General features: G+C 40.7%; 26 protein-coding genes. 25 read left to right on the top strand and 1 reads right to left on the bottom strand.

Going from position 1 to position 24,491, the window contains the following annotated elements:
* Positions 1-111 precede the first annotated feature (111 nt).
* The 18 genes from K364_RS0117115 to K364_RS0117030 all read left to right on the top strand — a co-directional run bounded on the left by K364_RS0117115 (position 112) and on the right by K364_RS0117030 (position 16,604).
* Positions 112-654: an RNA polymerase sigma factor gene (locus K364_RS0117115; protein WP_051534176.1), complete on the top strand. Its 543-nt coding sequence runs from the start codon at positions 112-114 to the stop codon at positions 652-654.
* The gene (locus K364_RS0117110; RefSeq protein ID WP_028309031.1) at positions 655-1,983 is read left to right on the top strand and encodes a TolB family protein; all 1,329 of its coding nucleotides are present in this window, start codon (positions 655-657) and stop codon (positions 1,981-1,983) included.
* On the top strand, positions 1,983-4,187 hold the full coding sequence (locus K364_RS0117105; protein WP_028309030.1) for a hypothetical protein: 2,205 nt from the start codon (positions 1,983-1,985) through the stop codon (positions 4,185-4,187). The genes K364_RS0117110 and K364_RS0117105 overlap by 1 nt, the downstream gene beginning before the upstream one ends.
* Positions 4,184-5,110: an ABC transporter ATP-binding protein gene (locus K364_RS0117100; RefSeq protein ID WP_028309029.1), complete on the top strand. Its 927-nt coding sequence runs from the start codon at positions 4,184-4,186 to the stop codon at positions 5,108-5,110. The genes K364_RS0117105 and K364_RS0117100 overlap by 4 nt, the downstream gene beginning before the upstream one ends.
* Positions 5,107-6,036, top strand: a complete 930-nt coding sequence (locus K364_RS0117095; RefSeq protein WP_028309028.1) for an ABC transporter permease — start codon at positions 5,107-5,109, stop codon at positions 6,034-6,036. Before K364_RS0117100 ends, K364_RS0117095 begins: the two co-directional genes overlap by 4 nt.
* Positions 6,037-6,146: 110 nt before the next feature.
* Positions 6,147-6,509, top strand: a complete 363-nt coding sequence (locus K364_RS24630) for a YtxH domain-containing protein (protein WP_242841742.1) — start codon at positions 6,147-6,149, stop codon at positions 6,507-6,509.
* Between the two features lie 2 nt (positions 6,510-6,511).
* Positions 6,512-6,958: a hypothetical protein gene (locus K364_RS0117085; protein WP_028309027.1), complete on the top strand. Its 447-nt coding sequence runs from the start codon at positions 6,512-6,514 to the stop codon at positions 6,956-6,958.
* Between the two features lie 68 nt (positions 6,959-7,026).
* Positions 7,027-8,250 carry an aconitase X catalytic domain-containing protein gene (locus tag K364_RS0117080; RefSeq protein WP_028309026.1) on the top strand — a complete coding sequence of 408 codons (1,224 nt, stop codon included), beginning with the start codon at positions 7,027-7,029 and terminating at the stop codon, positions 8,248-8,250.
* A 133-nt stretch (positions 8,251-8,383) separates the two neighbouring features.
* The gene (locus tag K364_RS24625; RefSeq protein ID WP_051534174.1) at positions 8,384-8,797 is read left to right on the top strand and encodes an aconitase X swivel domain-containing protein; all 414 of its coding nucleotides are present in this window, start codon (positions 8,384-8,386) and stop codon (positions 8,795-8,797) included.
* A 23-nt stretch (positions 8,798-8,820) separates the two neighbouring features.
* A complete protein-coding gene (locus K364_RS0117070) occupies positions 8,821-9,231 on the top strand; it encodes a thioredoxin family protein (RefSeq protein WP_028309025.1) in 411 nt (136 codons plus the stop codon).
* The gene (locus K364_RS24620) at positions 9,206-9,682 is read left to right on the top strand and encodes a MauE/DoxX family redox-associated membrane protein (protein WP_051534173.1); all 477 of its coding nucleotides are present in this window, start codon (positions 9,206-9,208) and stop codon (positions 9,680-9,682) included. The genes K364_RS0117070 and K364_RS24620 overlap by 26 nt, the downstream gene beginning before the upstream one ends.
* Positions 9,683-9,811: 129 nt before the next feature.
* Positions 9,812-10,780: an ornithine cyclodeaminase family protein gene (locus tag K364_RS0117060; protein ID WP_028309024.1), complete on the top strand. Its 969-nt coding sequence runs from the start codon at positions 9,812-9,814 to the stop codon at positions 10,778-10,780.
* A 72-nt stretch (positions 10,781-10,852) separates the two neighbouring features.
* Positions 10,853-11,878: a proline racemase family protein gene (locus K364_RS0117055; RefSeq protein WP_028309023.1), complete on the top strand. Its 1,026-nt coding sequence runs from the start codon at positions 10,853-10,855 to the stop codon at positions 11,876-11,878.
* A 34-nt stretch (positions 11,879-11,912) separates the two neighbouring features.
* Positions 11,913-13,082 carry a branched-chain amino acid ABC transporter substrate-binding protein gene (locus K364_RS0117050; RefSeq protein ID WP_242841741.1) on the top strand — a complete coding sequence of 390 codons (1,170 nt, stop codon included), beginning with the start codon at positions 11,913-11,915 and terminating at the stop codon, positions 13,080-13,082.
* 79 nt (positions 13,083-13,161) lie between these two features.
* Positions 13,162-14,079 (top strand): branched-chain amino acid ABC transporter permease, encoded by a 918-nt coding sequence (locus tag K364_RS0117045; RefSeq protein WP_028309021.1) that lies wholly within the window; start codon positions 13,162-13,164, stop codon positions 14,077-14,079.
* Positions 14,080-14,084: 5 nt separating this feature from the next.
* Positions 14,085-15,098 carry a branched-chain amino acid ABC transporter permease gene (locus K364_RS0117040; protein WP_084296003.1) on the top strand — a complete coding sequence of 338 codons (1,014 nt, stop codon included), beginning with the start codon at positions 14,085-14,087 and terminating at the stop codon, positions 15,096-15,098.
* 16 nt (positions 15,099-15,114) lie between these two features.
* Positions 15,115-15,891, top strand: a complete 777-nt coding sequence (locus K364_RS0117035) for an ABC transporter ATP-binding protein (protein ID WP_028309019.1) — start codon at positions 15,115-15,117, stop codon at positions 15,889-15,891.
* Complete coding sequence (locus tag K364_RS0117030; RefSeq protein ID WP_028309018.1) at positions 15,888-16,604, top strand: ABC transporter ATP-binding protein; 717 nt, start codon at positions 15,888-15,890, stop codon at positions 16,602-16,604. Before K364_RS0117035 ends, K364_RS0117030 begins: the two co-directional genes overlap by 4 nt.
* Before the next feature lie 139 nt (positions 16,605-16,743).
* On the opposite strand, the gene K364_RS0117025 is transcribed toward K364_RS0117030, so the two are convergent.
* Positions 16,744-17,967, bottom strand: coding sequence for an MFS transporter (locus K364_RS0117025; protein ID WP_028309017.1), 1,224 nt, complete (start codon positions 17,965-17,967; stop codon positions 16,744-16,746).
* Between the two features lie 168 nt (positions 17,968-18,135).
* Between K364_RS0117025 and K364_RS0117020 the strand changes: the two genes are divergently transcribed.
* The 7 genes from K364_RS0117020 to cydB all read left to right on the top strand — a co-directional run bounded on the left by K364_RS0117020 (position 18,136) and on the right by cydB (position 24,485).
* Positions 18,136-18,411 (top strand): YqhV family protein, encoded by a 276-nt coding sequence (locus K364_RS0117020; protein ID WP_028309016.1) that lies wholly within the window; start codon positions 18,136-18,138, stop codon positions 18,409-18,411.
* 4 nt (positions 18,412-18,415) lie between these two features.
* Positions 18,416-19,138 (top strand): 2-phosphosulfolactate phosphatase, encoded by a 723-nt coding sequence (locus tag K364_RS24615; RefSeq protein ID WP_051534172.1) that lies wholly within the window; start codon positions 18,416-18,418, stop codon positions 19,136-19,138.
* 109 nt (positions 19,139-19,247) lie between these two features.
* Entirely contained in the window at positions 19,248-19,664 is a 417-nt protein-coding gene (locus K364_RS0117010) for an RrF2 family transcriptional regulator (RefSeq protein WP_028309015.1), read from the top strand.
* Positions 19,665-19,787: 123 nt separating this feature from the next.
* Complete coding sequence (hcp, locus tag K364_RS0117005; RefSeq protein WP_028309014.1) at positions 19,788-21,410, top strand: hydroxylamine reductase; 1,623 nt, start codon at positions 19,788-19,790, stop codon at positions 21,408-21,410.
* Positions 21,411-21,585: 175 nt separating this feature from the next.
* On the top strand, positions 21,586-21,996 hold the full coding sequence (locus tag K364_RS0117000) for an RrF2 family transcriptional regulator (protein WP_028309013.1): 411 nt from the start codon (positions 21,586-21,588) through the stop codon (positions 21,994-21,996).
* Between the two features lie 105 nt (positions 21,997-22,101).
* Positions 22,102-23,466 carry a cytochrome ubiquinol oxidase subunit I gene (locus K364_RS24610; RefSeq protein WP_242841740.1) on the top strand — a complete coding sequence of 455 codons (1,365 nt, stop codon included), beginning with the start codon at positions 22,102-22,104 and terminating at the stop codon, positions 23,464-23,466.
* The gene (gene cydB, locus K364_RS0116985) at positions 23,466-24,485 is read left to right on the top strand and encodes a cytochrome d ubiquinol oxidase subunit II (RefSeq protein ID WP_028309012.1); all 1,020 of its coding nucleotides are present in this window, start codon (positions 23,466-23,468) and stop codon (positions 24,483-24,485) included. The genes K364_RS24610 and cydB overlap by 1 nt, the downstream gene beginning before the upstream one ends.
* Positions 24,486-24,491: the final 6 nt, after the last annotated feature.

Here is a 24,491-nt window from a genome sequence, read left to right as displayed (position 1 = left end):
AGCCTTAATAATAAGTGTGATATGCTGGGTGTAACTTTTTTAATGAAAATCCGTCTTTATAAATAGAGCATACCTTGAGCAAAGCCTGAGAAAAACAAAGAGGTGTAGAAAATGGATAAGGCACAAGACATTGCCCATAATGCCACTGAAAACAACAGCAAGTCATTTGTAGAGGTTTACGATATATACTTTGATAAGGTTAACAGATATCTCCGCTATCGTGTTCGTAATACCTGGGATGCAGATGATTTAACTGCCCAGGTTTTTACAAAGGCCTTTGAAAACTTTCATCAGTGTCGAAATCCTGAGAAGGCAGGAGCCTGGATATTCAGGATAGCCCATACTACATACGTTGATTACCTTCGCAAGAGGAGGGACCATTTACCCCTGGATGAACATGCTTTATTAGCAGATAAAAGGGAGCAACCAGAGGAAACTGCCCTTGCTGATGAGGAAATCATTGAATTAAAGAGATGCATGGAGCAGCTGTCCCAGGAGCAGCGCGATGTACTGCTGCTCAGGTATTTTGGTGACTTGAAATATCAGCATATTGCACAGGTATTAGGTAAAAAGGATTCTACAGTAAAAACAATGGGCTACAGAGCCCTGCAAAGACTAAGAACCCTCTGGCATAAACAAGGGGAGGTGGATTAAATGGGTGATATTAACAAGGGATACAAGGGCAAGGATAAGGTTATTGATATCCAGCATCATAAAGAAATTTTAGAAAGAGACCCAGAGATGACAAGCCTGCTTCTTAGAATGAGAAAGGTAAGGGAAAGGGTCCCTGTCAATTATGATTTAAAGGAAGAATTAAGGCAAAAATTTTTAAAACATGGACCACCTGTAAAGGACACCAGTACACAAGGGTTTATTTCTCCCATGAAAAGTAAATTCCAGGAGGAAGTGGCCAAAAAAGAAAAACGAGTGCAGCTGTTTCAGTGGATGCTGTTTTTAATTCCCTTTGTGATTGTCATTGCAGCCATTCTCTACTCCTCTGCAGTGGATGAATCATCCATGGTTGACCAACCCTTTCAAAGAGAAGAGCGGGAAATATTCTCTGACAGCTTGGGAAGTAAAAACTTTAGTGTCACCATAGGTTCAAAAGGCAAGCTTTATTTTATATTTAGAGGAAGCGTATGGGAGATGAAGTATAATGGTCAGGACAGAAAGGAGGTTCTGGCACCAGAAATAGGAATGGTTTTTAGGGAGGCTGCCTTGTCACCAGATGAAAAACAGCTTTTATTGATTGCAGAGTCTAGCGGTAAAACCAGTTTATTCCTAGTGCATTTAGAAAATTTTAACAAGGAGTTACTTTTACGCTCGCAAGCAGGCGGAACCCTTGGCCAGCCAGTTTGGTCTCCAGATGGAGGACAGTTAGTTTTTACTGTTGGCAAAAAGAATGGAGAAGACTTCAAGTACGGAATATATAGATTGAACATTACTGAAGGGGATAAAGGCCCAGAGTTTGTTACCCAGGGCTCACATGCAGCCTGGTCTCCAGATGGAAAGCAGCTGGCAGTCCAGAGGTATAATGATAATAATGAAGCAGAAATATGGGTAGTTGAAATAGAAGGAGAAAGTGAAACCTTGTGGGGATTAGGGGGTCAGCCCAGGTGGTCAAGTAAAAATCAATTAGCTTTTGTAAATGATAGACGCTGGGAAAAAATCCTTAGTTATGACTCGGAGGGAAACCCGTTACTCATATCAGAACAGAGGGTTCAGGAAATATGGGTGGCAGATCTGGAAGGTAGGTTTAAGATAAACCTTACCCAGCTGCCTGGACCTGGTCCGGAGGATGAAAGCAAACTGCTAAGAGAATGGGAAGCAATGGGGCTTAAGGATACTGTCATATGGGAATTGAGAAGCACAACCAAGGACAATAACCCACAATGGTCGCCAGATGGTACCTTCTTGATAGTAGAAAGAAACCAGAGCAATCACAATGCTTTAGTATGGGTTAGAGCAGGGGGGATAGAGTAATGAATAGGGGAAAGCAAACTATTGTATTTGTTTTGCTTGTTTTATTTATTAGTTTATATGGCACTGCTGCCGTGGCAGACAACAATGTAACCATGAGAGCAAAGCCGGGCTTTAATGGTGTCTACAAGATAAACAGCCTGGTTATGGTCCAGGTTATAGTTGAGAATAAAGGACCGGATCTCACTGGCAGACTCGTATTAATACCCAAGGAGCACATGAGTAACCGGGATAATATTAACTACTTTATGGACATTAAAGTTCCTGCCGGTGAAACAAAAAAGGTTACCTTTTTACTCCCTGGTGAAGTTGTAGCAAATAACAGTCAGATTAATCTCATTGCCAACAATAGAATCATGGCATGGTCACCTTTAGAAGGACTGCAAATACAAGACGGTCTTTTGGTCATGGGCATTTCTGAAAGGGGGGACATATATAAACCTGTTGTGGATTCCCTTGGCCGTGGAGATTACCCAAGAATCGTAACTGCAAAAACCATAGAGGCAGGTGATTTGCCGGAAAAATTGCTGCCGTTAAAACCAATAGATTTAATTGTACTAGACGGTCCATTGGATGGAATCCCAACTGCTCACAAAGAAGTGCTTAAGAGCTGGGCTGCCGGGGGAGGAATCCTGATTGTTTCCCAGGGGGATGCCACTGGTCAAATCTTATTTGAGAAAAACCAAACCCCATTATTATATAGACAGCCCCTTGGAGAGGGAGCAATCATTACCAGCACTTTTGATCTTATGACAGGCTCAGGGTTAGGCAGGGATGAAGAGCTAGAGCTCTGGTGGGGATTGATGGAAAGTGAATTGCTTGTAAAGAGATCCCATATCAGCCACATGAGCTCCTGGGGAAATTACTGGAGCTATGTGGACGCAGCCAATTATTTTGAGGATATAGCTTCCCCAAATTTAGTGGTTTATGCCGGCATCCTGGCCGCATATGTACTGCTAATTGGACCTGTGCTGTATCTTGTTTTGAGAAGATTTGACAGAAGAGACCTTGCATGGATAGTTATACCAGCTGCAGCTATAGTATTAACCCTGGGTATTATGGGAGCAGGCAAAAATAGAATACCTGGAGAGGGAATTGTCCAGATAGCATCTAATATAAACATTCTAGATTCCCAAACAGCATTTATAGAAGGTGCCGCTGCAGCCATTGTTCCCAGGGGAGGAAGCTACAGCTTTGAAATATCCAGGAATACCAATGCAGCTCCAGTTATGAGGGGCGTGAGGGATACAACAATTAATGTAAAAGAAACAGGTGAACAGATAGTTAACTTTAACAGGGTGGAGTATTGGACTATTCGAAATATATACTTTACCAGTGAGCACAAGGGCTTAGGTGCCATTGAGGGGAACCTGGTATTAGATGGAAATGCACTCAAGGGAACCCTAACAAATAATACTGGATTGGACTTACAGGACGCGCTGTTATTAGCAGGAGCAAGGAGTATAACCATAGGAAATTGGCCTGCAGGAAGTGAAGTGACCATTGCTGAAAACCTTGAATGGAAACCAGGTGAGGTCTTTTTAGAATGGGAAAGTAGTGTTGGTCCACATCGGGGAATGTTAAATCAAGCCCAGCAGAGACTAATGCAGGTGGAATATGAGAAAAAAAATCGCTCACCAATGAATCAGGATGTGGCTAGGAAGTCTGCTAACCCACTAGATATTCCATATACAGGCTTCTGGAATATTACAATTAGCGGCTGGGCAGAGAATGATTTAACAATATTTGAAATTACCGGACTCAATACAACAAATAGGTCCAAGCACCTTGTTAATCAAGTTGTAACAGTTGATTTACAAGACGAAAACAGGGTCTTTTTTCCCTGGGGACACTTTAAACCAGTATATAAAAGTAATGTTGAGTACAATTATAAGCCGGGGGAAAGAGAAATTATTGTTCAAGGCACCACTACAGTAGATTTTGAAATTGGGCATATTGACATTGAAAAAATCTATCATAATTTCTCAATAGTCCCTTCGCCTGCTTTGAAGTATAGCCTATACAACTGGCAGACAGATCAGTGGGATTCAATAAGTTCTGGAGAGCTAGCAATAATTACTCAAGAGGATGCCCATTCTTACCTTTCAGAAAAAGGGGTACTAAGACTTGGTATTGTGGTTGAAGGCGGATTCAGGGAAATTATTCCCGAGCCTGCCATTCAGGTCCTGGGGAGGTATGATATATGATTAAGACTGTTGGACTTTCAAAGAATTATAAAGAGGTTGAAGCCCTGGTTGATTTGAATCTTACCATAGATAAAGGGTCAGTATTTGGTTTTATTGGCCCTAATGGTGCAGGCAAAACTACTGCAATGTCAATTTTGGCAACCCTGCTTTCACCAACCAGGGGAAAGGCCTATGTTGGTGGTTTCGAGGTTACCGAACAGCCAGAAGAGGTAAGGCAAATAATTGGCTACATGCCGGATTTCTTTGGTGTCTATGATAATCTTAAGGTTGACGAGTATTTGGATTTCTATGCACAGGCCTATTTTGTGCCAGCTTCCAAAAGGCCTGGACTGATAATAGACCTTCTTGAATTGGTTAACCTCAGTGGAAAGGAAGGGGTTTATGTGGATACCCTTTCACGGGGTATGAAGCAAAGGCTTGGTCTAGCCCGCTGCCTGGTGCACAGCCCACAGGTTCTAATTCTAGATGAACCGGCTTCCGGCCTTGATCCAAGGGCGAGGGTAGAAATGAGGGAAATACTAAAGGAGCTGGGAAAGCTGGGCAAGACCATTTTAATAAGTTCCCATATCCTCCATGAGCTAACAGACATGTGTGATACTATAGGCATAATTGAAAATGGACGAATGGTTACAAGTGGACAGGTAAAGGATATACTTTCTCAGGCAAAGGGCATGGGCACAATTAGAATCAATCTCCTGGGGCAGCATCAGGAGACATTTGACTATCTCAAGAGACATCAGCTTGTTAATGATGTAATAAGAGATGACCATGGGTTGCGAGTATATATTACTGGGGGACAGCAAGAAAGCTATAGGCTCTTGAAGGAATTAGTAACAAATGGTTTTCCTGTAACTGGTTTTTATCCGGAACAAGAAGATTTGGAAAATGTGTTCATGAAAATTACCCAGGAGGTGGCACAATGAAAAAAGAGGGTCTTTTAAGTCCAGTATTGACTAAAGAGCTGAAGCAGCGTTTTCGTACCTTTAGAGGACCCTTGGTGGTTGTCCTCTACCTGGGAGCGGTTGTTGCCATTACCCTTGCCTTTGTCTATCTTAGTACCAGGCATGGTGTTGGAACCTTTCAGCCAGATAGAAGCAGAGAGCTTTTCATCATGCTTTCCATGCTCCAGTTATTTATGATAGCATTTGTTACGCCGGGCATGTCTGCAGGTGTAATCAGCAGTGAAAGGGAAAGGCAGACCCTGAATATCCTGTTAACTACCCGTCTGTCACCAGCCTCAATTATCCTAAGCAAACTTATATCTTCCCTATCCTTTACTTTATTGCTGGTGATAACAACATTACCTGTATATGCAGTGGTTACATTATATGGGGGAATCGCACCAAAACAATTGGCAGGGGTATTTGGACTGTATCTCTTAAATATGGTTTTCTTTGGAAGTGTGGGGGTTTTTTTATCCACCTGGATACGTAAAACTGCCATCAGCACAGTAATATCTTATGCATTAATATTTGCCCTGGTGGTATTTACCTTCCTTGGTGCAGAACTTATAGACCAGTATGCCAGAAACAATTATCATATGGAAATCCAAAGGATGACCACAGAAACCACAACTGCGGCTGCAGAAAAACCCGGCAGCTATCCTGATACCCAGGTACATCCATATATTATGTATGAAACACCTGGAAGTGTATGGATCTTAAGGAGCTTGAACCCTGTAATAGTAATGGTGAGCATTTTTGAAATGGGGTTTGGGGGAGAATTTCCTTATAATCCATGGAAAATTTATACCATCTCTTATGCAGTGTTAAGTGTGGTTTTAATTATAGTTAGTATTTACATGCTTCCCCCAGTAAAGCGTGGGATAATAAACAGGACGCGAATGTGAAGAAATTGTGAATAAATCTTGAACTATTGCATAATACCAATGACAAACCACCCCATCTTTGTTAAACTTTTAATAATATAAGGGTTAACAAATCTAAGGGGGTATGTATAATGCTGAAGGATTATTTAGAGAAGTTAAAAGCTGAAAAGAAAAAGGAAGAAAGAAAGGATACAGCAAAAAAAGTAGGTGCAGGATTAGCAATAGGTACTGCCATTGGGGCTGCTGCAGGGGTACTGTTAGCTCCAAAGTCTGGTAAGGAAACTAGAGAGGACATAAAAAATAAAGCAAAGGAAGTAATAGAGGAAGGCAAAGAATTAATAGAAGAAAGCAAGGAAGTAATTAGTGAAAAGCTTGAGCAAATAAAAGGCAAAAAGGAAGCTGCTGGGGAGGCTGTTGAGGACATAATAGAAGACGCAAAAAGTGTCATTGAGGAAAAAACCGGCAAGACTGCAAAAACTGTGCAGGCCGAATAATCATGTACATTTCATTACAAGATTTGGGGATATTTTTGGTTTTTAGTATAGTAGCAGCTGCCAGCATTTTTTTGATTATTACTTTAATTAAATTTAATAAAATGCTTAATGAAGTTAATAATAGAATAGTTAAGAATGATGAAAAGATTCAAAAAACTATTGACAACTTTGCAGCAACCTCGGAAAATATTAACGTAATTACCACTTCTCTAAAGAAGAACAAGCATATTTTTGATGAAACCATTCCCGCTTCAATTAGTAATATTCATTCAATTTCCGAGACATTAAAAAACACCACTGAAAAAGTAGACAAGTCGTTGGATGTGGTAAACCTAAACCTCATGGAAACTGCCAGTGCTGTTAAAGAAAATACCCAGGATATTATCACATATATAAGGGTAATTGGTGAGGCTGTAAGAGTACTTGTGCAGCTTGTATTCAAAAAATAGGTTAAACAATTAAGAGTTTTGTTTCCTATTGGGGTAATGCTTAAATCAGACAGCCAGGATGTGGTATTATGCATTTGACCAGGATTGAAGAAGACATGCTCATGGGCAGGCAGGGCAGGGGAACCCAACTTGCCATGGAAATCATTGTAAAGCTGGGAGAGTTATATGGAGCAGATGGCTTAATTCCAGTTTCACAAGCTCACATTGATGGATGTTTATATGCTGCAGTTGGTGAAGCCGGCCTCTTATTTGCAGAGAAGCTGGACCAGCTGGGAGCCAAGGTGACAATTCCCACCAGCTTAAATGCCACCTCCTGTGATGTTGATAACTGGCGGGAACACGGGGTTGACCCTGCCTTTGCAGAAAAGAGCAGCCAGCTGGAAAAACACTATTTAAATATGGGAGCAGTTCCAACGTGGACATGTGCCCCCTACCATTTTGGATTGATTCCCAGGTTTGGTGAGCAGATAGCCTGGGCCGAATCCAATGCCATTGTCTATGCAAACTCTGTTATAGGAGCAAGAACTGAAAGGTATGGGGATTATACAGATATTTGCTGTGCTGTAGTTGGAAGGGTACCTGAGTTTGGTCTCCATAAAAGGGAAAACAGGGCAGGTCAGATACTCATTGACTGCTCATATTTGGATTTAAAACCCACTACAGAAAATTTTGCAGTACTGGGCTATTTGGCTGGGGAAATAGCAAAGGATAAGATACCTGTACTAAAGGGAATTCCGTCATGGGTTTCAGGAGATCATTTAAAAGCTTTTTGTGCGGCTATTGCCTCATCTGGTGCAGTTGCCCTGTTTCATATGACTGGAATAACCCCAGAGGCTTTAGATGAAAAGGCTGCATTTCAGGGCAGAAAACCCCTGGAAGTTTATGAGCTCTCGCAAAAAATGCTTCTAGAAGCAGAAGGAAACTTGTCTAATACTTGTACCTGCCATGTGGATGCAGCAGTTATTGGCTGCCCCCATGCTTCGGCAGCAGAAATACTGGAGCTGGCAAAACTAATGGTCAACAAAAGGGTGAAAAAAAATAAACAGCTGTGGGTTTATACCAGCAGGTCAGTTTATTCATGGCTGAGCCTTAAGGGAACGGTTGATGAGCTAAAGGAAAAGGGGGTAATATTCTTTAGAGACACCTGTTTTATCAACACCTCCCTTGGAAGCTGGGAATTTCAAAATGCAGCAACCAACTCAGCAAAATATGCACATTATATCCCCGGGCGTACAGGTTTAAATGCTGTATTTGCCAATCTGGAGAGATGCATAGATATGGTAGCAGAATAAAAATCTTTTCAAAAGCGTGTTTTAGTGATAATATAAAAACAACAATGAGCAATGGCGCTCTAGATTAACATGTTAAGACAGGCATGTAATTTAGGGCGCTTTACTTGTTAAATAGTACTGGTGGTGGTTAACAATGGTAAAAATAATAGCCGCAACTACCATAGTAGACGGCCAATGCCAGGGAGAATTAATCTATTCAAAGCAGAGTTTTAGCTTTTTTGGTGGATTTGATTTTAAGACAGGCACTGTTGTAGATCCTAAAAGTGATGTCTTTGGTCAATGCTTAAAGGACAAGATCTTTGCATATCCAAGGGGTAAGGGATCCAGCAGCACGGCAGGAGTTATTCTGGAGGCACTTAGACGGGGATTGGCTCCAAAGGCTATTATTAATATTGACAGTGAGAAAATATTAGCTGTAGGTTCTATAGTAGCCCAGGTAGTCTTTGAATGGAAGCTGCCCTTATTAAGTATATCTGAAGAGGATTTTCAATTGCTATCCCAGGCTAAATATGTGAAAATCAGTCAGGGGCATCTTGAATTATCCTAGAACATATAAATGGAGATGATAATGTGAAAAAAATACTTATAGGTATCTTTGTGATTGGAATTATCATGTCTTCAACTATATATTACATGCAGGTCCAGCAGGTAAGGGATCTTAAGGATAGTGAAATTACTGATGTGGAGTTTGAGCAGATGCTTGTGCAGGAGAAGGCTTTTTATGTATATTTTTTTTCACCTGCCTGTACAGAGTGTAAATCTGCCGAGCCTAAAATTATCCAGGCAATACAAGGAAAACAGATTAAACTTGTAAAGATTAATATTACGGAGTATCCAGAATTGTTCAGCGGTTATAAGCAGCAGTATAATCTCCCAGGTGTGCCTGTCATACTGCGTTTTGAAAATGGGATAATGACCGGGGGAATTGCCGGCTCACCTGAAAGGACTGAAACATATGCTGAGTTTTTCAAGGTTAGGTGATTTTAATTTAATTGTTAAAATTTTGAAGTATATTTTAGGATTTATTTTTCTATATGCTGGGGCCAGTAAAATATTTGAACCCATGCTTTTTAAAGCAGTTATTCAAAACTACTTTTCCATGCCTGACCTTTTAGCCTTGATAATAGCCATTGTAGTTCCATGGGTCCAGATACTTGCAGCACTTTCTTTGTTCTTTAACTGGAATGTTTTGTACAGCAGCGGCTTGCTTTTTGCAATGTCAATTTTCTTTTTTGTGTTAATGGTAATAAATTATGGCCAGTTTCTGCCGTTTGGATGTGGATGCTTTGGTTTCAGAGGTGAAGAAGTGGTTGGCATCTACCATGTTGCCAGGGACTTTTCTATAGCTGTACTAGCTGGTATAATTTTTTATGATAGTTATATAAAAATTCAGGGACAAAAGAGGAAAAAATCTTTTTCCATAGAATATTAGTATCACAGTATGCAGTATTTACAGATTTAAATGGATAAATGTCTAGAACTGTCTACAGCAGTATTAAAGCTAGAACAGAAATTCATATAATGTGAATATTCTTAATATCTTTTAAGAGGGGTACTAAAAATGCTTGTATTATCTGAAAGGGACATTCTCAAGTGTGTATCATACTCTGATATTGTAAATGCAATTGAGGAGAGTTTTATAGTTTATGAGCAGAAGGATTTCCATATGCCAAACAGGATGCATATTGACCATGGCCCAAATACCCTTTTGCTAATGCCCTGCTTTGGCAGGGAATATTTTGGGACAAAACTTGTTACAGTATATCCCGGCAACAGGGGTACAGGGTTTCCAGTTATTAATGGGGTTGTCATACTAAATGATTTAGATACTGGCAGCCCATTGGCCTTGATAAATGGTCAGGTTTTGACTGCACTAAGAACAGGGGCTGTAGGAGCAGTTAGCGTCAAGCATTTAGCCCCAGAAAATGTCTCCCAGTTAGGTATTATTGGTGCCGGGGTGCAGGCATTTTATCAGGTGATGTCAACAGCAGTTATTAGGAAATTACAATCTATTGCTATTTACGATATTTATCAGGAAGCCAGTCAAGTTCTGGCCCGGAAAATCAGGGAAAAACTTCCTGATGTTATGGTCAGTATTGCAAACAACGTGGAAGAATTGCTGGCACAGTCCCAGGTGGTAGTTACTTCTACAACTGCTGCAAATCCAGTATTGCCTGATGACAAGACACTTCTAGAGGGCAGGCATTTTGTTGGGATTGGTTCATTTAAGCCAGAGAATAGAGAGTTTCCTAAAGCCTTGTATGAGTTGATTGATAGTGTGTATGTAGATACTGAGCATGCCGCAAAAGAATCGGGGGATGTCCTGTATCCTCTGGTACAGAAATGGGTAGCCCCGAATCAGGTGCATACCCTGGGAAGTTTAATAAAGGCTGGTGGAGCAGGGGATGCTGTGAAAAACAAAACCACCTTTTTTAAATCTGTGGGTATGGCACTTTTTGACCTGGCCGCTGCCGGAGTAATATATGCAAAGGCTTTAGAGAAGGGAATAGGACAAGAATTGGTTCTTTGAAATAGTATTGATAAGTTGTATAATGGAATGTGGCTGTACAAATAACTGACAGTAACGAGGGGGATAGACATAATGGAGTTTTCCCGGATTATCAGCACAATTGATGCTCATACCGCGGGTGAACCATTAAGAATAATTACTTCAGGTTATCCGCCAATACAGGGCAAAACCATTTTAGAAAAAAGGCGCTTTATAAGTGAACGCTATGATCACCTGCGTAAACTTATTATGCTTGAACCCAGGGGTCATAGTGGTATGTACGGCTGTTTAATCACGCCGCCCACAACAGAGGATGGAGATTTTGGCGTTTTGTTCATGCATAATGAAGGCTATAGCACCATGTGCGGCCATGGAATTATTGCGGTAACCAAGGTTGCTGTGGAAACGGGAATGGTAGAAGCAGGAGATGAAGAAAAGCTGACAATAAAAATTGATGCTCCCGCAGGAAGGATTACTTCTTTTGCCCATCTAAAAGCCAAAAAGGTTGAAAAGGTTAGTTTTCATAATGTCCCTTCCTTTGTATATGCAGAGAATATTAGAGTGCCGGTGGAAGGTATAGGAGAGGTAATTGTAGATATAGTCTTTGGTGGAGCTTTCTATGTTTTTGTTGATGCTGGCCAGCTCGGGGTTAAAGTAATACCCCAGCAGTCCGATATACTTGTTAAGTTGGGCATGGAAATTAAATATAAGATAATGGAGCAGATGGAAATTGTTCATCCTTTAGAGCCCGAGCTCCATGGCATATATGGTACTATTATTACTGAGGAAGTTGCCAGTGACACTTCAGGTAATCTTGTATCCAAAAATGTAACAATTTTTGCTGATGCACAGATTGACAGGTCACCCACAGGTACAGGTACATCTGCAAGGGTAGCTCTTTTACATAAAAAGGGTTTGCTGCAGAAGGGATTTACTTTAAAAAATAAGAGCATAATTGATACTGAATTTGAAGGGCTTATAGTAGATTTTACAGCGGTAGCAGGTCTAGATGCAGTAATACCTGAAGTATGTGGGACAGCCCAAATTATGGGGTTTAACCAGTTGGTGCTTGACCCCCAGGATCCTTTGCCTGAAGGGTTTAGGATTACAGGGAGTTGAGGATAGAAAAAACACTAAAGAGGAGGTTGTGTTTGTGAAGATTAAAAAACAATGGGTTTTATTACTAGTTGTTGCAGTATTAGCTTTAGCCATTGTAGGATGTGGACAGAAGGCTGAGCAGCCAAAGCCTGCTGATCCAGCTCCAGGTGAAGAAGTGAAATTTGATGGAGAGGTTCTGATAGGCATTATGGTGCCAACAACAGGCGGTGAGGCTACTTATGGACAGGACATGGTAAATGCTATTCAAATTGCTGCAGATGAAATTAATGCAGCAGGGGGAATTCTCGGTAAAGAGATTAAGCTGACAGTAGGCGATGACGGTTGTGATCCACAGATGGCTGCTGCAGCGGCAAGTAAGCTTGTTTCTGAAGAGGTTGTGGCTGTAGTAGGTGGATATTGCTCAGGGGCAACCCTTCCTACACTAAAGATTTATGGGGATGCTAAAATACCAATGGTTATCCCTGCAGCTAACTCAACTAGAATTGCTGAGGAAAATCCAGGCTGGTCCTTCCAGATCAACGGCACTGGTTTCCACCAGGCTGCCAAGGCGGTAGAGTGGTTTGAGCACCTGGGAGTAGAAACAATCTCATTAATTCATATGGGAGATGGTTTCTCAGCTGATCTAGCAGACTTGACCAAAAAAGCATGGGAAGCAAAGGGCAAGCAAGTTGTTACTTATGATGTTGTCAATAGGGGAGAGCAGGATTTCTCAGCCCTTGTAACAAAAATCAGATCTGCAAATCCAGATGGTGTTTATTGGACTGCATATCATGCTGAAGGTGCTCCACTAATTAGACAGCTGCGTCAGGGTGGATATCAGGGTGAAATTATTGTTAGTGACGGCTCCAGTTCAGTACAGCTTTTAGAGCTTGCAGGGTCAGCATCAGAAGGTGTATATTGCACTGCACCTCCAGTAGTTGACTTTTTGCCCCAGGCACAAGAGTTTATTAATACCTATGTAAGCAGGTTTAATCAACAGCCTGGTCCCTATGCTGGATTATCCTATGATGGAATGCGTTTACTGGCTCATGCCATTGAGCAGGCTGGAAGCTTTGATACAGATGCAATTCGTCAAGCACTTGATGCTACTGACAATTTCCCAACTTTAGCAGGTCCAGTTAGCTTTACACCTGAAAAGACATTGGTTGAAAGTAACTTTGTTATCTTAAAAGCTGAAGGTGGCAAGTGGGTTCTAGCAGAATAATAAATATATGGCTTAGTGCAGGTCAAGTAATCAATACTTGACCTGCACCTTCTACTTTAATATGAGAAAGGGTGAGGGTATGTCTTTTCAGGAAATATTTCTTCAACAGCTTTTTAATGGACTACTTTTGGGTTCCTTTTATGGACTTGTAGCCCTTGGATATTCAATGGTTTATGGAATTATAAAACTACTAAACTTCGCCCATGCAGACATCTATATGGTTGGTGCGTTTGTTGGCTTATCCATTTTAGGTGTTTTAGGAGCTACTGTAATAGGAAATCAGTGGCTCGGTATTATGATTGCAATGATTATTACCATGATAATTGTGGGATTATTAGGTGTTTTAATACAAAGGGTTGCTTATAGACCCATGCTTGCTGCACCAAGGCTTTCAATTTTGATTACTGCCTTGGCTGTATCTATGATTTTATACAACTCAACCATGATTATTACAGGGGGTCAATATAGACCATTTAGAACTGGTCTTGGATATGAAGGCTTTTCTCTAGGTAGTGTTTATATTACTCAGACCCAGCTGATTTTAATAATTTCGGCTTTTGTCCTTATGTTTATACTTCATATGTTCATTACAAGGACAATGTACGGAAAAGCAATGAGGGCCATTGCCCTTGATCATGACTGCTGTCGCCTCATGGGTATAAATGTTCATAAAATGATTGCCCTTACATTTTTTGTAGGTTCGTCCCTGGCAGCAGCGGCGGGAATAATGGCGGGGGTATATTATGGAAGCATTCATTTTTTTATGGGTTTTATTATAGGCATTAAAGCTTTTACCGCGGCAGTTATTGGTGGTATTGGTATTATTCCAGGTGCAATGCTTGGCGGAATACTATTAGGATTATTAGAGGCCTTTGGAACTCAGATTCCTTTTATTGGTTCTGAATGGAAGGATGTATTCTCCTTCGGCATCCTCATCTTGATTCTCATATTCAAGCCTACAGGTTTATTAGGCAAAAAAGAAAGTGAAAGGATGTAGATACAATGGCGGGAAAAGAATCTGCTTTGCAAAAAGCACAGCAACAAGGCCTCAAGAATAATAATCCCTTTAATAAATTAATAGACAACCTCTATGGGCTTTTTGATAAACCTGTTGTACGTTATGGTTTCATAATTTTGGTAGTTTTAGTGGCTCTATATCTGCCTCAAACCACCAGCAGATATACCCAGGAGGTAATGACCAATGCCTGGTTTTATATAGTAGTTTGTTTGGGACTAAATATCATTGTTGGATTTGCAGGGCTTCTTAGCTTGGGCTATGCTGCTTTTTTTGCAGTAGGCGCCTATACAACTGGCATCTTAAGTGCCCAGTTTGGTATGAGCTTTTGGTTGACCCTGCCCTTTAGTGCTCTGGCTGCCATAATCGCAGGATTGATGATTGGTGGTCCAACACTTAGACTTAGAAGTGACTATTTGGCAATAGTCACCCTGGGTTTTGGAGAAATAACAAGGCTGGCTGCCAGGAACCTTGAAATTACAGGTGGTGCTAGTGGACTAATTGGTATAGAAAGACCGGTCTTATTCGGCATTACCCTTAATCAGATTAGTCACTTTTATTACATGTTCTTTATATTAGCTGTAATAGCAATAATTGTTTCATATAGATTATATTATTCACGTCTTGGAAGGGCATGGCAGTACATTCGGGAGGATGAGGATGCTGCTGAGGCCATGGGTATAAATGTGGTAGCAGCTAGACTTTATGCCTTTATTATTGGCTCAGTTTTTGGTGCCATTGCAGGCTCCTTTATGGCCGTGAAAATGACTGCAATTTCACCAGAATCCTTTATGTTTATTCATTCAGTAATGATTCTTTTGGCAGTAATCCTTGGTGGTATGGGTAAAATCCCAGGTGTTGTTCTTGGCGCCTTAATTGTGACCATTTTCCCAGAGGTGTTCAGGGGAATTGGACAATACAGAATGCTGATTTTTGCTATTATCTTGCTGTTGATTATGATATACCGTCCCCAGGGAATCTGGCCGGATCGACGAACTTGAAAGGGCGTGATGAGCTATGGCATTATTAGAAGTAAAAGATATTACGCTGAGTTTCGGTGGCTTAACTGCAATAAACAAGTTATCATTTGTAATAGAACCTGGCTCCATTAAGAGCTTGATAGGTCCAAATGGAGCAGGAAAAACCTCTGCGTTTAACTGTTTAACAGGTTTTTATAAGCCTAATTCTGGGGATATTCTTTTTGAAGGGCAAAGTATCATGTACAAAAAACCCCATAAAATCACCCACATGGGTATGGCACGAACCTTCCAAAATTTACGATTATTTAAAAATTTAACTGTTTTGGAAAATGTTATGTCGGGAATGCACTGCCGGGGAAGTGCAGGGGCATTTGGAGCAATCTTTAGAACACCCCAGCAAAAACACGAGGAAAAGAAGATTAGGGAGGTCGCAGAAGAGTGCCTTGATTTTGTTGGAATTATTAACAAAAAGGACAGGATCGCAAAAAATTTGCCTTATGGTGACCAGAGGAGAATTGAGTGGGCTAGAGCCTTGGCTACTCAACCAAAGCTTTTACTTCTTGATGAGCCTGCAGCAGGATTAAACAATGATGAAAAGGAACAGTTAATAGAGTTAATTATAAGAATTCGGGATGAAAGAAAGATAACGGTATTTTTGATAGAGCATGACATGGGTCTTGTAATGAAAATATCAGAGAAAATATTTGTTCTTGACTACGGAGTAAAAATAGCAGAAGGTACAGCAGAGGAAGTACAAAATAATCCCAGGGTAATTGAGGCCTACCTGGGGAAAGAGGAGGAAGACGCAGTATGAGTGATGTAATTCTTTCTCTAGAAAACCTTGAAACTAGATATGGGCAGATATATGCCCTTAAGGGAATAAACCTGGAGGTACGTAAAGGTGAGATTGTCACCCTCCTCGGAGCAAATGGTGCTGGGAAAAGTACTACTCTCAAGACCATATCTAGTCTGGTGTCGGCTTGTTCCGGTGCAGTTAAGTTCATGGGGTTAGACATAACCAAGGTGGAGCCCCATAAAATTGTGGAAATGGGTGTAATTCATGTTCCCGAGGGACGTAGAATTTTTAAAGAATTAACTGTTCTTGAAAATTTAGAATTAGGCTCCTTTACACTGAGAGATGATAAAGAGAGAAAAAAGAGAATTGAGCATGCCTTTGAATTATTTCCAGTTTTAAAAGATAGGCAGAAGCAGATGGGAGGCCTTTTATCTGGAGGAGAGCAGCAAATGCTGGCCATAGGCAGGGCACTTATGGTCAATCCTAAGGTATTGCTTCTTGATGAGCCTTCAATGGGACTTGCACCAATTATAGTTCAGGGTATTATGAATATAATTAAGACAATAAATGAAGAGGGAACTACCATACTCCTTGTAGAACAAAATGCCAAGGTAGCGTTGAAACTGGCCCATAGGGGATATGTCCTGGAAACTGGAAAAATTGTAATGGATGGTGACGCCTCTGTGCTGAGCAAAGACGAGAGTATAGTCAAGGCTTACCTGGGGCATTAGGACTGGAATTGATTTAATATGCAATAGAAGCCGCTTTACAAGCGGCTTCTATATTTATCGGTAGAAAGATAAAATCTTACTATCAATCTACCGGTATTATTAGTATTTTTATTTTTCCTAAAAGATATTATGACAATTATTAACTTCCCTGCAAGAGTTCAGGAGGCAGCAAGGCTTTTGAATTTATTAAAATAAATCCAATTACAATGGAGATCAGCACCAGACCGCTTGCACCCAGGAATAGGGGCAGCTTGCCTATCTCTGTTACAAGACCAAAGGCAGGAGGTCCCATGGCTACACCAAAAAATCTAGTAGAACCATATATACAGGTAATTATTCCCCTTTCTGAGGTTTCTGCAGCACTGGTTATCAGGGTGTTGATGGCTGGAAGAACTGATCCTGTACCTATCCCCATTATTACCAGGGCAATAAATAAAATATAGATATTTGCCACAAAGGCTATTGCTGCCATGGAAACTCCAAGTATTGCTAAGCCACCAAGGGTTATATACTTTAGGACATTGCCTATCTTTTTTTGCAGGATAAGTCCAGATAAATATGCCGTAATTGCCATGGAAGCAACTGGGATGGCAATGAGAAGCCCACTGGTTATTCCCCTAATCTGGTACTGTTGCTCCAGGATATCTGAGATGTAACTTAAAACACCAAAGAGAATAAACAATACAACTGCACCTGCAAGAAAACATGCTGCCAGGGACATTCCCTTTTCCTTGAAAATGTTCTTTAATTCCTGAAAGTATTGGGATTTAGCTGCCTTCTGTTTCTTATTTTGTTCAGGTTCCTTTACTAAAAACCATACTGCCAGGGCTATAGGTATTGCAAGGAGTCCATAAGCGAAAAAGGGAGCAAACCAGATTACTAATCCCAGGGCTGCACCTGTAATTGGACTAACTACTTTGCCCAGGCCATTTGCAGCTTCTAATATACCTAGTGCCTTTGCCCTTTCACTGCTCTGGAAAATATCACCTGTTAAAGCCATTGCTAATTGATATGTTCCCCCTGCTCCAATACCTTGTATTACCCTGCCAACCATTATCATGATAAAAGGGTTTGCCAAAAGCAGTGCAGCTGTCCCGGCTATAAGGCCTCCTGCGCCATATGTAATCAGGGCTGGAGCGATAATGACTTTTCTGCCAAACTGGTCGGAAAAGTAGCCTGCAATAGGTATTACAATCCCTGCTGGTACAGAAAAAGCAGTAATAATAAGCCCTACCTCAAACAAGGTCAAGTTCATTTCCGCCCTCATGGCAGGCAGCAGGGGAATTAACATGGAGTTGCCTAAAACCATTATGAAAGGCACGGCACATAAAACTGTAAAGGGTAAAATCATCTTTTTTTTCATCTATTTTCCTCCAGTTGTAGACTCTTTATCATGTTTTTCACTGTATCTCAATTTAGGTTTTCCAGCGGACAAAGTTAGTATACGAAAAAAACCTGGTAATTCTAACTTAAGTCAGTTGAACATATACCTAGAATATAACTGACTGATTAAACAGGCAGGAGGGAAAAAATGTTTTTTATTAAGGAGAAAATAGTAGTAGGCATGGCACTAATCAGAATCCTTTCATGTATGATAGAGCTTAGTGCCGCAATTTTAATGTTAAAATTTAACAAGGTTGAAACAGCCTTGAAGATTAACGCGGTGTTAGCTTTTATAGGACCACTAATTTTGATGAGTGTTATGGCCCTGGGATTATTTGGGGTGGCCGGGAAAATGCCTTCTTCTAAAATGTTTTTTATTATATTAGGCGTTTTGTTTATTTTTTATGGAGCTAGTAAGGGGTAATTATATGAGAGTAGATATTATAAATAAAAAGGAAGATATAGTACCTTTACGGTTAGCTGGAAAAACAGTGGTAGTCATTGACGTTTTAAGGGCCACGTCAACTATGGTTGCAGCCTTTGAAAATGGGTGCAGGGAAGTAATAGCTGTTTCAACACCTGAAGAGGCATTGGCTCTAAAAAAGCAGCTTGGAGCAGAGGGAGTCTTGGGCGGTGAAAGAAAAAAGCAGAAGCTGCCTGGTTTTGATTTTGGAAACTCTCCGAGAGAATACACCTTAGAAAAGGTAAATAATAAAATTCTTATTTTTACTACAACTAATGGAACTATTTTAATCAATTCATGCATCCATGGACAAGAAACTCTTATTGCTTCTTTTAGGAACGCTGTATCGGTAGTTGGCAGCCTAAGGAATAAAGAGGAAGTTTTACTAGCATGTGCAGGTACCAGGGGGACTTTTTCTTTAGAGGATAATCTCCTTGCAGGCTATTTATCTCTCCTTATTTCCAGGAAATACCATGATTCTTTATTGAGTGAAGGATGCAAAAGTGCAATAAAACTATATAAACTGCTGGAAAAAGATATTACTGGTATTCTAGAAAAAACGCCCCACGGTCATGGCTTGGCAGTACTGGGTCTTGAAAAGGATATAGGTTATTGTTTGGAAAAGAATAAGGTTACAATAGTGCCCAGGGTAAAAACAAGGGCATTTTATCCTCGCGTCCAATTATGAAATTTTATTGAAGATTATTAAAAATTAAAGGAATAAACTCTAAATTGAAGAATAATAACAAATACCATACAATATAGATTACAAGTATTTGTTATTTAGGGGGCTTCTTGTGCAGATAACTAGACAGACTGAATATGCTATTCGTACATTGATGGAATTAAGTAAAGTAAACAAGGGGGATTATTTACAAACAAAAGTTATCTCTGAGAAACAGAATATCCCTGAGGTTTTCCTTAAAAAAACCATACAACTGTTGTCTTATGCCGGGCTGGTTAAGACAAAACGCGGGAGCCTAGGGGGAGTCTCTTTAAATATTCCCAGCTCTGAGATTACCATTGCAGATGTGTTAAGGGCAATTGAAGGCAAGCTGGCTATTAATCCATGTTTAACGGATAAGGAGTATTGTATTAATTGTTCAAGTTGCCCTGTTCATAAGGTGTTAAATAGGGCACAGGAAAGACTTATAGAGGAGCTAAGCAGGGAAACCATAGAAGATATTGTCAATGGTAAGATACATACTGACTAGCCTGTTAATAGGGTATGAAGTTAGATTGATTCAAGTTGTCTAATTCAGGCGTAAATTTTGTGGATGAATAAGGTCCACATTATCTAATATAATAAATTATTTGAATTGAGAGGAGATGAATTCATGTTTTGTAATCAATGTGAGCAGACTGCAAAAGGTACAGGCTGTACTGTATCAGGAGTTTGTGGGAAAAGCCCTCAGGTTGCAGCCCTTCAAGACTTGTTAGTCCATTCTATCAAGGAGCTTTCCCTTTGGGCTCATGAAGGAAGAAAGGTTGGAGTTGTTGATCAAGAGGTAAATCGTTTTACATGTGAAGCTTTATTCAGTACGTTGACCAATGTGAACTATGATGAGGAACGCTTCAAGGAGTATATTCAAAGGTGTGGAGATTTTACTGAAAAGCTTTCAATTAAGGTAAAGGATGCTGGCGGTGGCAAGGAGCTTGGTGAACCTGGTAAGAGAGGGGCAGCTGACCTGGCCTCATTAATAAAGGAAGGTGAGCAAGCAGGGCTGCCAGTAGACCTTGAAGCACAGGAGGATATTAAGTCCCTCCAGCTTATAACCCTATTTGGATGTAAAGGAGTTTCTGCCTATGCAAACCATGCTTGCATACTTGGACAAGAAGATGACAGAATATATGCTTTTATACATGAAGCCCTGGCTTCCATTTCAAATCCAAACCTTGGCTTAAATGACTGGGTAGGTTTAGCACTTAGATGCGGTGAGGCAAATCTAATAGCAATGGAAACCCTGGACAAGGCCAATACTGGAAAATATGGCAGTCCCGTACCAACAGTAGTGCCCCTGGGTTATAAGCAAGGCAAGTGCATTCTTGTTTCAGGACATGATTTGAAGGACCTGGAAGAACTTCTAAAACAAACAGAAGGCAAAGGTATTTATATTTATACCCATGGGGAAATGCTGCCAACCCACGCATATCCAGAGCTTAAGAAGTATGGCCATTTCTACGGTCATTATGGTACTGCCTGGCAGAATCAAAGGAAAGAATTTGCTGAATTTCCAGGAGCAATTCTCATGACAACTAACTGTCTTATGAAGCCTGTTGAAAGCTATCAGGATAATATATTTACCGCTGGAGTAGTTGGTTTTCCAGGAGTACAGCATGTAACTGACTTGAACTTTGCACCAGTAATAGAAAAGGCATTGTCAATGCCTGGCTTTGCAGCTGATGAAAACAAAGGAACAGTTATGACTGGCTTTGCTAGAGATGCTGTTTTAAGTGTTGCAGACAAGGTGATTGGAGCAGTAAAGGATGGTGCCCTGAAGCATATCTTTTTAGTCGGCGGCTGTGATGGTGCAAAACCTGGACGCAGCTACTATACTGAATTTGTAGAGAAAACTCCCCCAGATACTGTTGTGTTGACTTTGGCCTGTGGTAAATTCCGTTTCTTTGACAAGAAGTTGGGAGATATAGGTGGAATACCTCGTCTATTGGATATGGGACAATGTAATGATGCGTACTCTGCCATTAAGGTGGCTGTTGCACTAGCTGAAGTATTTGACTGTGGCGTAAATGATTTGCCCTTGTCCCTGGTACTATCCTGGTACGAGCAAAAGGCAGTAGCTATTTTACTCACCTTACTCCATCTAAACATCAAAAATATCCGTCTAGGCCCCAGTTTGCCGGCCTTTATAACACCTAATGTTTTAGATGTCCTGGTTAAGAACTTTGATATTAAACCTATATCTACTCCAGATGAGGATTTAGCAGAAATATTGGGATAATATAAATTAAAGCACGCTCCCATAGATGATTATCATAGTTAAACTTTAAGTTAGTTATGATAGTCTAATATAGGAGCGTGTTTTTAATTTCTTCTTTTATGCTGTTGCCAGGATGGCTCAAAATATGTATACTATAATTAAACTATACTATAATGGTATACATTAAGGAGGCCCCATGGTTCTTAACCAGGCAACAGATTATGCATTGCGAATTACACTATTTCTAGCTAAACAGGAAGAGGGTCAGATTACTGAGGCTTCTGTTATCCGGTCTACAGAACTAGTGCCTGAAAGATTTTTGTTTAAAATAATGCGCAGTCTAGTCAAGGCAGGCATAGTTAAATCCTTTCGAGGTAAGAGGGGAGGTTTTATGCTGGGACGCAATCCTAAGGATATAACCCTCTATAATGTAATTGAGGCCCTTGAAGGTCCAATTGTCTTGAACCACTGTCTAATAGATATTGACAAGTGCAACAAAGATGCTGCTGGATATTGTGTCATACATAGGGAACTAGCAAAATTGAGAAATGAATTAATTGCTAGGCTGCAGGGCATTAACTTTAAAATGCTGGTGGAAAATGAATAAATTTGATGAAAGGCGGGTGATAAAATATTTTTTAATCCTAAAGTATACTTATCTGGTATACTTAGGCATTCTTAAATTAATGGAGAAAGGGAGGGTTTACTATTCATGATGGATGTTGTGCTTTTATCTAGACTTCAGTTTACTTTAACAGCAATTGTTCACTATTTTTTCGTTCCCTTGACTTTAGGTCTAGCAGTTCTAATTGCTTATATGGAATACAAATACTGGAGAACTAATGAGAAAGTCTATGATAGGATGGCCAGATTCTGGACCAGGTTATTCCTCATAAATTTTGCCGTGGGTGTTGCCACAGGTATTACCATGGAATTTCAATTTGGTACCAACTGGGCAGATTATTCAAGGTTTGTGGGAGACATTTTTGGTGCGCCCCTGGCTGCTGAGGCAGTTTTTGCTTTCTTTCTTGAATCCACCTTTATTGGGCTTTTGGTATTTGGCAGGGATAAAATTTCAAGGGGGATGAGGTTTTTTAGTGCAGTTATGGTGGCAGTTGGAACAAATCTCTCTGCCTTTTGGATTATTGCCGCCAACTCCTGGCAGCAAACTCCTGCAGGCTTTGTCGTTGAAGGGAACAGGGCTTTTCTTACCAGTTTTTCTGAAGCCATATTCAATCCTTCAACCCTCATAAGACTAACCCACACCCTGGAAGGGGCTTATATCACTACAGCCTTTTTTGTAATAGCCGTTAGTTCCTACTACTTATTAAACAAGAGAAATACAGAGATAGCTAGAAAATCATTGAAGATAGGAGTTGTCTTCGGTCTGGTTTTTGCACTGCTGCAGTTGGTTTCAGGTCACAGTCATGCTGTACAGGTAGCCAATACACAGCCTGCCAAGCTTGCTGCCTATGAAGCCCATTGGGATACAACAGAAAGGGCATCCATGGTGCTTTTTGCCATACCCAATGCAGCAGAGGAAAAAAATAACCTTGAAATAGCAGTACCGGGGCTGCTGAGCTTTCTCGTATACAATGATGCCAGCAAGCCTGTAACAGGCCTAAAGGAATTTCCCAGAGAGGAAAGGCCCCCTGTGGGGATCAATTTCTTTTCCTTTAGAATCATGGTGGGCATCGGCTTGCTTATTATTTTAGTAATGGCGTATAGCGGATACCAATTGGCCAGGGGAACTATCTATGACAACAAGAGTCTTTTAACAGGTCTCCTTTACATGCTGCCCCTGCCTTATATAGCCAATACCACTGGCTGGATAGTTGCAGAGGTGGGCAGACAACCATGGGCAGTCTATGGTGTCCTAACTACTGCCGATGCAGTTTCAAACATTAGTGCTGCTGAAGTAATGATAACCCTGGTATTATTCTTGAGTGTCTATGCCTTTTTAGGTGCCTTGATGGTATACTTGATGGTAAGAGAAGTTAGGAAGTTTGATGAGGATGTTGTCTTTGGACCTGGTATAGATAGACCAGTGGTACCTGGAAGGGAGGTATCTGTATAATGGATTTAAATATTGCCTGGTTTTTGCTGATTGGAGTGTTGATCATAGGTTACGCAATTCTTGACGGTTTTGATCTGGGTGTAGGAAGTCTGTTCTATGTCCTTGGAAAAACAGATGATGAAAAAAAGACTCTTATAAACTCCATAGGCCCTGTATGGGACGGCAACGAGGTCTGGCTCCTTACTGGAGGAGGAGCTTTATTTGCAGCTTTTCCCCTGGTCTATGCCACTGTGTTTAGCGGCTTTTATCTAGCAATGATGCTGGTGCTTTTTGGTTTGATTTTCAGGGCTGTGGCAGTAGAGTATTATTTTAAGCTTGAGGGGGATAATCTGCAAAGCCTTATGGGGAAAATGTTTTTCGTTGGAAGTCTAGTACCCGCCCTGCTTTTTGGTGTAGCAGTAGGTAATGTTGTTAAGGGCATTCCAATTGATCCAGTAACTACAGATTATACAGGATCCTTCTTTGCTCTGCTCAATCCCTATGCTTTACTATTAGGGGTAGTAGGTTTGGTGGCCTTTTTGCTTCAAGGATCTGCTTATACTATTCTAAAAACTGAGGGAGAACTCCAGGCAAGGGCAAAAAAGCTAGCACATATTTTCTGTTGGTCCCTCCTGGTGCTGTGGATTGCAGGTGGAATTGCCGGTAAAATCGCAGCTCCTCATTTGTTCTATAATTACGGGCTCTATCCTGTACTATATTTGATACCCTTACTGACCTTTGCCTCTATGGTGTTAGTACCAATACTACTTAAAATGGGTCATTACGGAAAGGTGTTTCTAGCCAGCTCAAGTGTCATGGCCACAATGATCTTGACATTATGCGCAGGTATATTTCCCAATTGGGTGATAGCTACCAACCCGGCATACAACTTAACAATATACAACGCTTCCTCTTCGCCCCTTACTTTAAAAATAATGCTTATTATAGCTTTAATAGGTGTACCCATAGTATTGCTGTATACTGGTTATGTTTATTATGTGTTCAGGGGTAAGGCTGCGCCTCATCGACAAGGATATTAAGGAGCG

It is taken from the genome of Desulfitibacter alkalitolerans DSM 16504 (genome assembly GCF_000620305.1).
Lineage (GTDB): Bacteria > Bacillota > DSM-16504 > Desulfitibacterales > Desulfitibacteraceae > Desulfitibacter > Desulfitibacter alkalitolerans.
Note: the sequence above shows the minus strand (reverse complement) of the source record. Positions and strands in the feature narration are given on the sequence as shown.

Excerpts from the sequence above, each read along its gene's own strand:
- K364_RS0117100 (WP_028309029.1), top strand. The coding sequence starts at position 4,184 with ATGATTAAGACTGTTGGACTTTCAAAGAATTATAAAGAGGTTGAAGCC.
- K364_RS0117115 (WP_051534176.1), top strand. The coding sequence starts at position 112 with ATGGATAAGGCACAAGACATTGCCCATAATGCCACTGAAAACAACAGC.
- K364_RS0117060 (WP_028309024.1), top strand. The coding sequence starts at position 9,812 with ATGCTTGTATTATCTGAAAGGGACATTCTCAAGTGTGTATCATACTCT.
- K364_RS24610 (WP_242841740.1), top strand. The coding sequence starts at position 22,102 with ATGATGGATGTTGTGCTTTTATCTAGACTTCAGTTTACTTTAACAGCA.
- K364_RS24625 (WP_051534174.1), top strand. The coding sequence starts at position 8,384 with ATGGTAAAAATAATAGCCGCAACTACCATAGTAGACGGCCAATGCCAG.
- K364_RS24630 (WP_242841742.1), top strand. The coding sequence starts at position 6,147 with ATGCTGAAGGATTATTTAGAGAAGTTAAAAGCTGAAAAGAAAAAGGAA.
- K364_RS0117000 (WP_028309013.1), top strand. The coding sequence starts at position 21,586 with ATGGTTCTTAACCAGGCAACAGATTATGCATTGCGAATTACACTATTT.
- K364_RS0117055 (WP_028309023.1), top strand. The coding sequence starts at position 10,853 with ATGGAGTTTTCCCGGATTATCAGCACAATTGATGCTCATACCGCGGGT.
- K364_RS0117095 (WP_028309028.1), top strand. The coding sequence starts at position 5,107 with ATGAAAAAAGAGGGTCTTTTAAGTCCAGTATTGACTAAAGAGCTGAAG.
- K364_RS0117110 (WP_028309031.1), top strand. The coding sequence starts at position 655 with ATGGGTGATATTAACAAGGGATACAAGGGCAAGGATAAGGTTATTGAT.
- K364_RS0117085 (WP_028309027.1), top strand. The coding sequence starts at position 6,512 with ATGTACATTTCATTACAAGATTTGGGGATATTTTTGGTTTTTAGTATA.
- K364_RS0117040 (WP_084296003.1), top strand. The coding sequence starts at position 14,085 with ATGGCGGGAAAAGAATCTGCTTTGCAAAAAGCACAGCAACAAGGCCTC.
- K364_RS0117105 (WP_028309030.1), top strand. The coding sequence starts at position 1,983 with ATGAATAGGGGAAAGCAAACTATTGTATTTGTTTTGCTTGTTTTATTT.
- K364_RS24615 (WP_051534172.1), top strand. The coding sequence starts at position 18,416 with ATGAGAGTAGATATTATAAATAAAAAGGAAGATATAGTACCTTTACGG.
- K364_RS0117045 (WP_028309021.1), top strand. The coding sequence starts at position 13,162 with ATGTCTTTTCAGGAAATATTTCTTCAACAGCTTTTTAATGGACTACTT.
- K364_RS0117080 (WP_028309026.1), top strand. The coding sequence starts at position 7,027 with ATGCATTTGACCAGGATTGAAGAAGACATGCTCATGGGCAGGCAGGGC.
- K364_RS24620 (WP_051534173.1), top strand. The coding sequence starts at position 9,206 with ATGCTGAGTTTTTCAAGGTTAGGTGATTTTAATTTAATTGTTAAAATT.
- K364_RS0117025 (WP_028309017.1), bottom strand. The coding sequence starts at position 17,967 with ATGAAAAAAAAGATGATTTTACCCTTTACAGTTTTATGTGCCGTGCCT.
- hcp (WP_028309014.1), top strand. The coding sequence starts at position 19,788 with ATGTTTTGTAATCAATGTGAGCAGACTGCAAAAGGTACAGGCTGTACT.
- K364_RS0117035 (WP_028309019.1), top strand. The coding sequence starts at position 15,115 with ATGGCATTATTAGAAGTAAAAGATATTACGCTGAGTTTCGGTGGCTTA.
- K364_RS0117030 (WP_028309018.1), top strand. The coding sequence starts at position 15,888 with ATGAGTGATGTAATTCTTTCTCTAGAAAACCTTGAAACTAGATATGGG.
- K364_RS0117020 (WP_028309016.1), top strand. The coding sequence starts at position 18,136 with ATGTTTTTTATTAAGGAGAAAATAGTAGTAGGCATGGCACTAATCAGA.
- cydB (WP_028309012.1), top strand. The coding sequence starts at position 23,466 with ATGGATTTAAATATTGCCTGGTTTTTGCTGATTGGAGTGTTGATCATA.